A 13,842-nucleotide genomic window follows, 5' to 3' on the forward strand; every position below is an offset into this window, starting at 1 on the left:
AGCATAAAGATTCCCTGCCTACCGAAGGCAAGACAAGCAGACTCGACGAAGCAGATAAAACTTCTCTGTCGGAATGACAATAAAAAAGCTGCTCATTTAAGCAGCTTTTTGTCAATATCAATTTTTACTTTATTTTTTAGATATTTTTTAGCATCGAGCGAAGTCGAGATGTATTGGTTCTCGACTCCGCTCGAACATGTAACAAGATTATTAATCCTGATACTTATTAGAATATCTCTCGTATAATTCAGTTTGATGCGACTCTAAACTCACATCACGACCTTGAATGTAGGCATGATTAATAATATTACCTTTCATATCTAAAGCATCGCCTTCACTAACAAAAAGCGTCGCGTCTTTACCAACTTCCAGCGACCCAATCTGATTTTCCATACCAAGAATTTTAGCGGTATTCAGTGTAATCATTTGCACTGCTAATTCTTTATCTACTCCAAAGGCAGCTGCAGTTCCTGCATAGAAGGGTAAGTTTCTGGAATTCATACGTTCCATACGACCGCTTCCTTCTAGCGCCACAAGAACACCTGCATCACTTAATAATTTAGGCAATTTGTAAGGCAAATCATAATCGTCATCTTCAAAATTTGGATTGAGGTGCGTACGCTGTACTAAAACAGAAATATCATTAGCTGCAAGCTCTTTGGCGACCTTATGCGCATGATATCCACCAACGATGGTGACTCTATCCAAATTCATTTTGTTCTTAAAACTGATGACATCCCTTATTTCTTTCTCCCCTTCCACATGAATGAAAAGTGCTTTAGATCCATCAAATAATCCAGCCATAGCTTCAAATTCTAAATCGGTGTCTTTAGAGCCTGGCACGTAGGCTTTAGCATTATTCATGTAAGCAGTCACCTCATCTATTTCGCTGGTATACTCTTTATTCTTTTCCCATACTCTATCGGCATCGTACCAGTTTCCACTTCTGCGGAATCCTCTCGGCCAGTTCATATGAATAGCATCATCCTCTTTGATCACTGCATCTTCCCAGTTCCAGGCATCAAACTGAACCACAGAAGAAGTACCTGAAATTCGGCCTCCCTGCGGGGTAATTTGCCCCATTAATACGCCGTTGGGACGCATACTTTCTACAATTTTACTTTCTGCATTGTAAGCGATTAAACTTCTTACATGCGGAAGCATTTTACCGAGTTCATCTTCATCATTAGTCGCAGCCACAGCGTCGATTTCTACCAGACCTAAAGTTGCATTGGGAGCGATAAATCCAGGGTAAACATGTTTTCCATTTGCATCGATCTCTTGTCCCTTGGCCTGTGACTTATCAGTGCCTACATAAATAATCTTTCCGTCTTCAAAAACGACAACAGAATTTTCAATCACTTCAGTATTTCCAATATGAGCTGTTGCTCCTACTATAGAAATGGCCTGAGATTGTTCTGGAGCTGGCGTTTGCTGAGCCTGGCTTGTCAAAACCATAGCTATCGCAACAATACAGCTCGTTAATAGGTGTTTATAATTCATCTTATTCGTGTATGTGGTTAATATCATCTAAACTATCACAGTGAAGGTATTCCTTCTCTTTTTTCTTAATCGGTTGTGTTTTCAAGCCTTTATTTTTGGCCTTCATCATTTTATTGATTAAGTATTGTCTTTCTTTCTGGACCTTTGCTCTCATCGCTTTATCCTTCTCAATATCGAAGTAAACCACACCTTCAATAATGGTTTTTTCTGGTTTGGCGTAAATCGAGAGTGGATCAGCGTTCCATAACACTACATCTGCATCTTTACCTTCTTTAATGCTACCTACTCTATCATCGATATGAAGCAATTTTGCAGGATTCAAAGTGACAAATTTCCAGGCGTCTTCAGCAGGAACTCCGCCGTATTTCATAGACTTGGCTGCCTCCTGGTTTAGACGTCTTATCATTTCACCATCATCACTATTTATCGCTACGGTTACGCCTTGATTATGCATAATCGCGGCATTGAAAGGAATAGCGTCGTTGACTTCATATTTGTAAGCCCACCAGTCACTAAAGGTCGAACCCCCAGCACCGTGCTCTTTCATGATATCTGCAACCTTATACCCCTCTAAAATATGGGTAAAGGTATTCACCGTGAAATCGAATTCTTCAGCCACTTTCATCAGCATATTGATCTCACTTTGTACATAAGAGTGACAGCTGATGTAGCGTTCTCCATTAAGGATCTCTAATAAGGTCTCCATTTCATCATCATGACGATAAGGTTCGCCAGAAGCTTTTTTCTCACCGTAAGCTTTAGCTTGCGTGAAGTAATCTCTAAAGACTTGCTCAACCCCCATTCTGGTTTGTGGAAACCTTGAATTTCCGCCCCAATTGGATTGTTTTACATTTTCACCCAAAGCAAATTTTATGTGTTTTGGCGTATTGTCATATATCAAATCTTCTGCATTCTCTCCCCACTTTAGTTTTAAAACGGCAGAGCGTCCACCGATAGGATTGGCAGAACCGTGCAATAATTGAATACTGGTGACACCTCCAGCTAAAGATCTGTATATACTAATATCATCGGGATCGACTGCATCTTCCATGGTGACCTCAGCCGAAGAATTGTGTCCACCTTCATTGATAGAAGTCCCAGCAATGTGAGAATGTTCATCGATTATTCCAGCAGTTAGATACTTACCAGTACCGTCAATGACCTCAGCTCTTCGATCGCTTAAGTCCTTACCTATCTTATCAATTTTACCATCTTTAAGTAAAACATCTGTATTTTCTAAAGTTCCGGCAGCTTCTCCGGTGATCACCGTTGCATTTTTAATCAAAATGCGTTGAGATTCAGATTGCGCTGAGGCTCTGCCGTAAGCCGAATTAGGATAAGTCATAGAGAGCAATTCCATCTCTTTTTCATCCTTCTCCTCTTCCTCTTTCTCTTCTGAAGTTGACTCCGTTTGCTTTTTAGTCGCTGTAAATGTTGATGTATTTCCGTCTCCTAAAATAGCCTTACCATTAAATCTGGATTGAAAAGGCTGTATTTTAGCTGTTAAGATGGCGTACTCTTCTTTAGAAGTATCGGCGTCACTAAGAACTAATGTCATCCAGTCATCTTCATAAGTCAATTTACTTCCAAGCTTTAAGGTGTCTTGTTTGACCTCAGCTGAAAATTTTCCTGATTTGTTATTGATCGTTAAATCATGACTTTTTCCATTCACGATTAAATCATAAGTCCCTGAAATATCAATGACATCTAAAGGTTCTAAACGATGGCGATGACCTTGCACCCAATTTTCATAAATTTTGAACTCGTCTTCAAAAAGTGCTTCAGAAGTGATGATAAAATTAGCAAGCTTACCTTTTTCTAAGGATCCCAGCAGGTCTGAAGCTCCAATGGCTTTGGCAGGCTGAGTTGTGATTCCCGCAAAGGCTGTAGTTTTATCTAAACCACGTTCTACAGCTTGTTTTAGATTCTTAAGCAGTTCTCCAGGAGATTTTAAGCCTTTGGTCGTGAATGAAATATCCACACCATTATCGGCTAGGATTTTTGCATTAGCCGGAGCATATTGCCAGTGCTTCATTTCTCCTAAAGTGAGATACTCTCTCAAGAAAGGATCTGACACGTCGTACGCGTCTGGAAATTTCAAAGGCAATACAAAATGTGCATTCATCTCTTTAAGATCATCAATTCTTTTGTACTCGTCGCCAGAGCCAATGATGGTATATTGTACTCCAAATTGATCTCCTACTTTATCAGCTCTAAAAGCATCCAGGTAATCGTCTACTGAGAATAATTGCGGAAGATTCTTTTTAGATAGATAAGCTTCAATAGCTAGATCTTTTTCTTCGATAATGCCGTTCTCATAAGCTTTGGCATCATGGTAAAATTGTCTAAGCAAAGCCGTGTACCCCATAATAGAACTTGGGTAAGCCTGTCGTGATTGCTTACTTTTACTGAATTCATAATAGAATGCAGACTGATCCTTTAGAAGGTTTTCATTAAAATTATCGCTTTCTACCAAAGCAAATAAAGCTCCATTACCTCTCATAAAACCATCTGCAATGTGAGTGTTTACGGCACCAAAACCAGCTTTACGCATAGTTGCTGCTGTTTTCTCATCAAATTCAAAATGAGACTTTGCCGATTGCTCAGGTCTCATATGGTCATTCCAGTAGTATCCTTTTCGATTAGGGTCATATTGAGGTTGAGAAGATCGAGGTGCTGATGAAATATCCTTAATTCCAAAGTCTGAATAGACTTCAATAAAAGAAGGATAAACGTGCTTGCCTTTAGCATCTACTACCACCGTATTGTTTGGAAGTTTTACGTTTTTACCAACTTCAACGATCTTTCCATCTTTAAAAAGCAGAGTTGCATTTTCAATGGTTTGGGATGGAGAGACATGAATGATAGCAGATTTTACTGCGGTGTAATTACTTGTTCTTGTTTTAACGCCTTTATTTTCAGGAAAATAATCCTGAGCAAAAAGACCAAAACTCAACAAGCAAAATAAAAGAAAGACTTTTTGTTTCATTGAAATTTGATTTAGTGATTAATAGTTCGTTTTTGTTGATAGTAATTGACAAGCAAAGCCACAACATAGTTATAACTATCTATGCCCTGAGGTTGATTATTGACTTTTAAGTAATTGCCATAAACAGTTTCCATAATTAATTCTACCGGGCCTGAATAGGTCTGCCAAAATTCTTGTACTTCTTTGTAATTTTCAAGAACTCCGGAATGCAGTTCTGCGATAAGAGCTTCTGATAAAAGAGGATCTTTTTTGTACATATCATTGAGACTATACTTTAAAGAAAAAGTTAAACCCGAGTAACGTAAAAAATCGTTTTCATCTTCCATAGTAATGACAGCAGCGATAAAATTGGCTTCATTTTCTTTGGAATAGCCTAACTGATGGCCTATTTCATGGGCCATTGTTGTGGGCAGCTTGTACTTAGGAATTTTATAGTTGTACTGAGCTTCATTGGTAAATGGATTGACGTATCCGCTAAATCCAGCATAGGAAAGCGGTAAAGAAAACAATGATTTTTTCACATTTTCAACTCGATATGGAATCTTCAAATCTTCATTGGTTGAATTTTTATAGGCGTCAAAAACCAATTTCTGAAGGTCGATTTGTTTATAATTATACGTCACCTTCAAGCTGTCGTTACTTACTAAATCTGAATGCAGCGCGTTAGTTTTCTGAATCAAATCACAGGCAAACTCATGTAATTCTTCTTTGGTATAGGCTGTTGAAATGCCTAAAGATTTGTGCAATGGAACCCTGTAATAATTCAAGCCCCAAAAAAGATGAAATAAGAAATATAGAAGCGATACAAAAGCTATGGCCTCGAGACTTTTTGTAGCTAAATTTTTGAATTTATTCTTTAATAATTTAAACAGCCAATACACGATGCCGATGACTATAGTGGCATAAAAAACATCTCCTATCGAAAAGGGAATCCAGGATGTGAGGTAATGCTGAAGCTGTGAGATGAATATAAAAAAGTGATTACTATAATAGCGTTCAACCCAGTCCGGATGCTGTTTTAGCCAATATATCAGAATTAACTGAATTGGAAAAAATAAGGCAAGAACTTTTAAAGTGATTTTTTTCAAGTGCTGAATAAATTATAGTAAGATGACTAGTATTGAGTAAAACAACGCCTAGAATCCAAACTTAACCAAATTATAAAAATACTCACATATTTATCGTAATTTTGAAGGCGTCAAAACACAACTCAAATCCATCAAGAAATGATCCTTTTCTTTAAAGCAAAATCGACGCACTACTTCGCAGTTTCCATTGATAAACGTCCAGATTACGAAACCATCAAAAAACTTAAATGGGTCTTTGGAGACGCCCAGTTCATCGATGAAAAAGAAATTGACGGACAGTTTGTAGGGCCACGTCAGGTGATGATTACCCCCTGGAGTACCAATGCTGTAGAAATTACTCAGAATATGGGTGTGGATGGTGTCCAAAGAATAGAGGAGTTTTATGAGGTAGAAGGTGACGAAAAGCAATATGATAAAATGCTTTTTCAAAGCTATGATGGACTGGACCAGGATATTTTCACCATCAATATCCAGCCAGAACCTGTGCTAGACATAGATGACATTTCTGCTTACAACCAAAAAGAAGGATTGGCTTTAAATGAAGAGGAAGTCAACTACCTGGAATCGCTTTCTAAAAAATTAGGAAGAAAACTAACTGATGCTGAAGTCTTCGGATTTTCGCAAGTCAATTCTGAACATTGCCGACATAAAATTTTTAATGGCACCTTTGTATTAGATGGTGTGGAGCAAAAAGAATCGCTCTTTAAGATGATCAGAAAGACCTCAGAAACTCACCCTAACGGAATTGTTTCTGCCTATAAAGATAATGTTGCTTTTGTAAAAGGACCACGCGTAGAGCAATTTGCTCCTACACGACCTGACATCGCTTCAGACTATAAAAACACGCCTTTCGATTCTGTAATATCCTTAAAAGCAGAAACACATAACTTTCCTACAACTGTAGAACCTTTTAACGGGGCTGCAACAGGTAGTGGAGGTGAAATTAGAGACAGGCTTGCCGGAGGAAAAGGCTCTTTACCTTTGGCCGGATCTGCCGTTTATATGACGTCTTATCCAAGGCTTACTGAAAATAAACCCTGGGAAAAAGCTATTCCTCAAAGAGAATGGCTCTACCAAAGTCCGTTGGATATTTTAATAAAAGCCTCCAACGGCGCATCCGATTTTGGAAATAAATTTGGTCAACCTCTTATCAATGGATCTTTATTCACTTTCGAACATAGTGAGCATGATAGACTACTAGCCTACGATAAAGTCATAATGTTGGCTGGTGGTGTTGGATACGGTAAAGCTAATCAGGCGCTTAAAGACATTCCTCAAAAAGACGATGATATCATCATTTTAGGTGGAGATAATTACAGAATTGGTATGGGAGGAGCTGCAGTATCTTCTGCAGACACTGGCGAATTTGAAAGTGGTATCGAACTCAATGCGGTACAACGATCCAACCCAGAAATGCAAAAAAGAGCTGCCAACGCGGTTCGTGCCATGGTAGAGCTAGATGAGAACCCGATTCGTTCTATTCATGACCATGGTGCCGGTGGACACCTGAATTGCCTGAGTGAACTTGTTGAAGATACTGGTGGACATATCGATATTGATAAGCTGCCGGTGGGAGATTCTACGCTTTCTGCTAAAGAAATTATTGGCAATGAATCTCAGGAACGTATGGGATTAGTGATAGGCAAAAAAGAGTCAGAACTTTTAGAAAAGGTAGCTAAACGTGAGCTCTCACCAATGTACCGGGTTGGTACGGTTACCGATGATCATCAATTTGTTTTTAAAAACTCAAAAACTCAGGAGAAACCTCTGGATCTCAAGTTGGAAGATATGTTTGGGAGTTCCCCAAAAACCATCATGACCGATGAAAGGGTAGAAAGAATCTATTCTAACGCAGAATTAGATTCAGACAAAATATATAACTACACAGAACAACTGCTTCAACTGGAAGCTATTGCCTGTAAAGACTGGCTCGTCAATAAAGTAGACCGTTGTGTAACTGGCCGAGTGGCTGTGCAACAAACTGTAGGCTCTCTTCAGGTCCCACTTAATAATTGTGGTGTTGTAGCTTTGGATTATAAAGGGAAAGAGGGCGTTGCCAACTCGATTGGCCACTCCCCAATTTCAGGTCTCATCGATCCAGTGGCGGGCGCAAAGAATTCTATTGCCGAGGCTCTCACCAACATTATTTGGGCGCCTTTGGAAGACCAGTTGACATCGGTTTCCTTATCGGCTAACTGGATGTGGCCCTGCAACAATCCCGGAGAAGATGCCAGGCTTTACGATGCTGTAAAAGCAGTGTCTGAGTTTTCTATCAATTTAGGAATTAACGTCCCAACGGGTAAGGATTCCTTATCTATGAAACAGCGCTATAAAGATCAGGAGGTCCTTTCTCCAGGCACGGTCATCATTTCTGCCGCTGGGCATTGCAACGACATTACCAATGTGGTTGAACCTGTATTTCAAAAAAGCGGAGGATCGATTTATTATTTAGACTTTTCTCAGGATGATCTGAAACTTGGAGGCTCCGCTTTTTACCAAATTTTAAATAAAGTTGGAGATGAAGCGCCATCAGTTAAAAACGATTCAGAATTCAAAACCAAGTTTGACGCGATTCAAACCTTAATCAAAAAGGGAAAAATTGCAAGCGGGCATGATATCTCATCCGGTGGACTACTTACCACCTTGCTTGAACTATGTTTTGCTGAAAATGATTTGGGGGCTGATCTTGATTTCAACAGCTTTACAGAAAATGATATCCTTAAAGTATTATTTGCAGAAAACTCAGGGATAGTCTTTCAGACCAATTCAGACTTAACTTCAGAGTTTAAAGCACTTGATATTTATCCAGTATATTTAGGTGAAGTCAATTCTTCAGGTCAATTGTCTATTGCACACCATGATACAAAACTCAGCTTTGATGTTGATACTTATAGAAACTTCTGGTTACAGACCTCTTATGAATTTGACAAGCACCAAAGTGGTAAAAAGAAAGCCAAAGAACGTCACGATAATTTCAAACACAATGGGCTAAAATTCAAGTTCCCGGTTCATTTTGATGGAAATTTAAAATCAGTAGAAGGCAATCGAATCAAAGCAGCAATCATTAGAGAAAAAGGCTCAAACTCTGAGCGTGAAATGGCCAAGGCCATGCATCTGGCTGGATTTGATGTAAAAGACATCCACATGACAGACTTGATGTCTGGAGCAGAAACGCTGGAGGACGTTCAATTTATTGCAGCTGTTGGTGGCTTTTCTAATTCTGATGTGTTAGGCAGCGCCAAAGGCTGGGCTGGTGCTTTTAAGTATAATGAAAATGCCAATCTTGCCTTACGTAATTTCTTTAACAGAGAAGATACCCTTTCTCTTGGGGTTTGTAATGGTTGTCAGCTTTTTGTTGAGCTTGGTCTCATTACTCCAGGGCATGAGGAAAAACCAAAAATGCTGCATAACGATTCAGGAAAATTTGAATGTCGATTTACAGCAGTCACCATTTCTGAAAGCAATAGCGTGATGCTTAAAAGTCTGGAAGGGTCTACTCTTGGTATCTGGGCAGCTCATGGTGAAGGTAAATTCCACCTGCCATTAGAAGAAAGCCAGTATTCAATTCCTGCAAAGTACTTTAGAGAAGAATTCCCATGTAATCCCAATGGCTCAGATTACAATGCAGCGATGTTGTGCGACGACACTGGAAGACATCTAGTGATGATGCCTCACCTGGAACGGTCGACTTTTTCATGGAACTGGGCTCATTATCCAAAAGATAGAAAAGCAGACGAAGTATCACCTTGGATAGAAGCTTTTCAAAATGCGAAAAACTGGTTAGAAAAAGTATAGTCAATGCTTACAAAAGAACAGCTTATTGAAAGGTTAAACTTAGAAAAACATCCAGAAGGAGGCTATTTTAAGGAAACCTACAGAAGCGAAATATCTATAACCGAGTCAAACTTACCTTCAGAATTCACTTCTGATAGAAGTGTTTCTACCTGCATTTATTTTATGCTGACTTCCGATTCATTTTCTGCCTTTCATAAGGTCAATCAAGACGAAGCCTGGCATTTTTATCTCGGAGCGACAATCGATTTACATATGATTTCTCCAGAAGGAGAGTATTCAAAAATTCATATTGGTAACGATTTTTTGAATGATGAAACGCCTCAGTTCATTGTTCCTGCCCAACACTGGTTTGCCGCAGAAATTCAGTCTAAAGATAGCTTTGCCCTTGTAGGCTGCACAGTAGCCCCTGGTTTTGATTTCAAAGATTTTGAACTTGCAGATCGGCTTGAACTTCAGCAGAAATTTCCCGAACATACAAGTGTCATTTCTAAGTTGACCCGTTAATCGTTATATTTTGAAATCTAAGAATTGTGCTATCTGCCACCAAGAATTTGAAGTGCTTTACCGTATTCAACTAAAAAAAGGCAAGGAATGGATCTTCGCTTGTAAGGCTTGCGTTGAAAAACACCAGAATGACACCAATTACAAATATGGAGGGACCTGGAAAGGAAAACGGCATTAACTCTTAACTTCCTAATTTACAGTTTTATACATATTTATAATTAACATAGTATTTAGATTTTGTTTAGTTTTTTCTTAAGTTACTCCTAAGTCTTTTTTTGTTGAATAATATTTCAATTAATTTGAAATTATTCAACTTAAATTTTCACTTAATGAGAAAACTTTTACTCCTATTGGTTCTCATGCCAGTTTATAGTTTTAGCCAGGAAAAGCCAGTGGTCAACATAGGTGGCGCATTGAGATACAATTACCTCATCAGTTCCTGGGATTCTGATCAAAAAGATATCGGAGGCGATTTTGTCTACGATTTTTTTAGAGTTAATGCTGAGGCATCTTATAAGGATGTCTATCTCAATGTCGAGTACAGAGAATACTCCCCAGATTTTGGTGGTGGCTTCCTGAAACAAGGCTGGATGGGCTATAAATTTAATGAGAAAGAAGACATTCATATTGGTTTAACACAAGTTCCTTTTGGAATTCAAACCTATAATTCTCATAACTGGTTTTTCAACCTTACTTATTACGTAGGTTTGGAAGATGACCATGATCTTGGTGTCAAATACATGAATATAGGTGATAAATTTGAGTATCAGCTTGCCTTTTTCAAAGGCTCAGAATTATTTGACCTGGGAGGTGCCAGACCAGTGGATTCTGAACGCTATGCATACGATATTGTAGGTACCAATAAGGAAGTCAACCAGTTTAATGGTAAATTCATTTATAAGACAGGAGAGCAGTTCAAACAACGGTTTGGGTTTTCTGCTCAGTATGGTGGTCTTTACAATATTGAAACTAAAGAAATGGGTAATCATCATGCCTTATCACTTCACCATGAAGTTGATTATAAGCGATGGAACCTAAAGACTACTGTACTTACAGCACGTCACAATCCTATGAATGCAGATGGACAAAGCAGAGATATCGTGAGAATGGGTGCTTACGGATTTCCATATGATGTAGCTTCTGATTTTGAGATGTACACTGCAGCAATTTCATATTCTTTACCAGTAGATATTGGTCCCATAAGCAACTTACAATTCTATAATGACTTTGGATACATGGACAAGAGAGCCGAAGGATTCACAAACACTGCCCAAAACGTGTTGGGTATGCTTGTGACTGCAGGAGACATGTATATCTACGTAGATTATGCTGCAGGATACAATCATTCGTGGTTTGGTGGAGATTTCACCAACGAATTTGGAAGCGGAAAGCCCAATCTGGGTTGGGAGTCTAGATTTAATATCAATTTTGGATATTATTTCTTAACTGATAATTCTTCAAGATAATTTCAATAATATAAAACGCATTTTATGTCTGAGAAAGTAACTAGAAGTGATGAAAAAAAATCGATTTTTGGCCTGGAAATTAATGGCCCTGTTTTTTTCACCTCAGTAATATTAATTGTCGCCATGATTACCTTGGTCTTGATTTTTAATGAATCTGCTGAGGAATTTTTTAATAAAGTTCAAACCAATGTTTCTGAATTTGGAGGTTGGTTATATGTTTTAAGTGTAAACGTGTTCTTAGTATTTGTCCTTTTTCTGGCCTTTAGTAAATTCGGAAAGATTAGATTAGGGGGGAAAGATGCTGAACCTGAGTTCAAAACAGTATCCTGGTTTTCTATGTTGTTTAGTGCAGGGATGGGAATCGGTTTATTGTTCTGGAGTGTTGCTGAACCGGTTACCCATTATGGCGCACCACCTAATGCAGATCCTAATACCATAGATGCAGCCAAAGAAGCTATGAATTTTAGTTTCTTACACTGGGGTTTTCATCCTTGGGCTATTTATGCCTTAGTAGGGTTGGCTTTAGCATTTTTCACCTATTCCAGAGGCCTACCATTAACCTTTAGAAGTGTATTTTATCCATTTCTTGGAGATAAAATCTATGGTAGAACTGGAGATATCATCGATATTTTTGCTGTGTTAGCCACTTTATTTGGATTAGCTACTTCTTTGGGCTTTGGAGTTCAGCAAGTAGCTGCAGGTTTAGAACAAGTCTTCGGCATGTCCAGTGGCACAACTACACAAGTTCTGTTGATTGCTGGTATTACAGCCGTTGCCACCATATCTGTTGTTCTTGGTGTTGATAAAGGGGTTAAAATTTTAAGTGAGTGGAACATTAGGATTGCCGTTGTTCTTCTAATTTTAGTATTGATTCTAGGCCCTACTTTATTTGTATTTGAAAGTTATTTAGAAAATTTGGGAAATTACTTCAGTAGCGTTGTCGAATTGTCCTTATGGAATGAAAGTTTTACTGGTGGAGATTGGCAGAACGACTGGACTATTTTCTACTGGGGTTGGTGGATCTCCTGGTCCCCATTTGTAGGAACCTTCATCGCCAGAGTTTCAAAAGGTCGAACTGTAAAGGAATTTATTTTAGGTGTACTTATAGTTCCTAGTTTAATTACGTTCTTCTGGATTACTGTCTTTGGTAATTCTGCTTTAGACGCCATTATGGACGGAAACAACGCTATTGCCACAGCCGTAGATAATGATGTTGCTACAGCTTTATTCATCTTTTTTGAGGACTTTCCGTTTACGATTGTTCTAAACGTTGTTGCTATTCTACTTATCATGGGCTTTTTTATCACCTCATCAGATTCTGGTTCTTTAGTAATAGATAGCTTAACCTCTGGTGGGAAAATTGAAGCTCCGGTGGGACAGCGTATCTTTTGGGCTGTTACTGAAGGCGCCGTAGCCGCGGTACTTTTAATAGGTGGTGGCCTGGGAGCACTGCAAACAGCTGCCATAACCACAGGTTTACCTTTTGCAATTATACTCCTTATCATGTGTTACTCATTATTTAATGGACTCAAAGACGAGTCCAAGAAGCATGAGAAACGAAAGGAGAACGAGCAAAAAGAGGATTACGAAGAAATTGTAAGTAATATCATTAAAAAACGCACCAAAAATTAAAATTATGAAACCTGTTAAAAAAATTTTAGTTGGGCTAGACTTAACCTCAATAGATGAACAGCTCATTGCCTATAGTTCATTTTTTTCTGAATTGACTGAGGTGGATAAAGTTTATTTTGTTCATAATATAAAGCGCTATGAAATTTCAGAGATGCTTGAAAAAGAAATTGAGAATGTAGATCTTGAAGAAATTATTACAGAAGAACTAAGAGAAAAAATAGAACAGAAATTTACTGCTAGCATTGAATGGGATATTTTGATTTCTGATGACCCTTACACGGAGTCATTGATGAGCTATATCGTTAACAAATACAGTATTGATTTGCTTATTCTCGGTAATAAAAATAACGAGAGTGGTTCTGGTATATTAGCTTTCAAATTGTTAAGAACCATACGCTGCCAATTCCTTTGGATACCTTCCAACTTTGAGCCTAAAATGGATAAAATTTGGGTGGGAACAGATTTTTCTAATACTTCAAAAAAATGCTTTGAGTTTACCAATTATCTAGAATCTAAAGGATCGATGAATGTTCAGGCTGTTCATGTCTATAGCTTACCTATTCATTTTTCTCCATATGTCAATAACTCCAAAATAGAGCCTAAATTAGATTCTTATGTAGATAAAAAATTTGATAATTTCTTGAAAAAAGTAAATTATTCTGGTACACTTCAAAGTTTTAAGATTCTTGGTCGAGAAGCCAATGTAGCCAGCAAACTAAAAAAAGAAGCTTATAAAAATGAAGTCGACCTGCTTGTTGTCGCCGATAAAGGATCGAACACATTCTCTAACTTGACTTTGGGTAGTGTTACAGAAGATCTTTTCAATAGAGACTTAAGAATTCCATTACTCGTTGTTAAGCATTAA

9 protein-coding genes are annotated in these 13,842 nt (G+C 38.2%); 6 read left to right on the forward strand and 3 right to left on the reverse strand.

Annotated features, from left to right (window positions below; all coding sequences use genetic code 11):
• Positions 1-210: 210 nt before the first annotated feature.
• From F598_RS0111565 to F598_RS0111575, 3 genes are read right to left on the reverse strand one after another with little or no spacing between them, the layout of a single operon-like run.
• Positions 211-1,503: an amidohydrolase family protein gene (locus F598_RS0111565; RefSeq protein WP_026302688.1), complete on the reverse strand. Its 1,293-nt coding sequence runs from the start codon at positions 1,501-1,503 to the stop codon at positions 211-213.
• Position 1,504: 1 nt separating this feature from the next.
• A complete protein-coding gene (locus tag F598_RS0111570) occupies positions 1,505-4,492 on the reverse strand; it encodes an amidohydrolase family protein (protein WP_026302689.1) in 2,988 nt (995 codons plus the stop codon).
• An 11-nt stretch (positions 4,493-4,503) separates the two neighbouring features.
• Positions 4,504-5,580 carry a DUF3810 domain-containing protein gene (locus F598_RS0111575; protein ID WP_019039224.1) on the reverse strand — a complete coding sequence of 359 codons (1,077 nt, stop codon included), beginning with the start codon at positions 5,578-5,580 and terminating at the stop codon, positions 4,504-4,506.
• 138 nt (positions 5,581-5,718) lie between these two features.
• Between F598_RS0111575 and purL the strand changes: the two genes are divergently transcribed.
• The 6 genes from purL (at position 5,719) to F598_RS0111600 (ending at position 13,842) form a co-directional block, all read left to right on the forward strand.
• Positions 5,719-9,375 carry a phosphoribosylformylglycinamidine synthase gene (gene purL / locus F598_RS0111580; RefSeq protein ID WP_019039225.1) on the forward strand — a complete coding sequence of 1,219 codons (3,657 nt, stop codon included), beginning with the start codon at positions 5,719-5,721 and terminating at the stop codon, positions 9,373-9,375.
• Between the two features lie 3 nt (positions 9,376-9,378).
• Positions 9,379-9,879, forward strand: a complete 501-nt coding sequence (locus tag F598_RS0111585; RefSeq protein ID WP_019039226.1) for a cupin domain-containing protein — start codon at positions 9,379-9,381, stop codon at positions 9,877-9,879.
• Between the two features lie 10 nt (positions 9,880-9,889).
• A complete protein-coding gene (locus tag F598_RS15470) occupies positions 9,890-10,057 on the forward strand; it encodes a hypothetical protein (protein WP_169334106.1) in 168 nt (55 codons plus the stop codon).
• 151 nt (positions 10,058-10,208) lie between these two features.
• On the forward strand, positions 10,209-11,345 hold the full coding sequence (locus F598_RS0111590; protein ID WP_019039227.1) for a hypothetical protein: 1,137 nt from the start codon (positions 10,209-10,211) through the stop codon (positions 11,343-11,345).
• A gap of 24 nt (positions 11,346-11,369) precedes the next feature.
• Entirely contained in the window at positions 11,370-12,977 is a 1,608-nt protein-coding gene (locus tag F598_RS0111595) for a BCCT family transporter (RefSeq protein WP_019039228.1), read from the forward strand.
• Positions 12,978-12,981: 4 nt separating this feature from the next.
• Positions 12,982-13,842: a universal stress protein gene (locus tag F598_RS0111600; RefSeq protein WP_019039229.1), complete on the forward strand. Its 861-nt coding sequence runs from the start codon at positions 12,982-12,984 to the stop codon at positions 13,840-13,842.

It is taken from the genome of Psychroflexus tropicus DSM 15496, from assembly GCF_000378765.1.
Classification (GTDB): Bacteria; Bacteroidota; Bacteroidia; order Flavobacteriales; family Flavobacteriaceae; genus Psychroflexus; species Psychroflexus tropicus.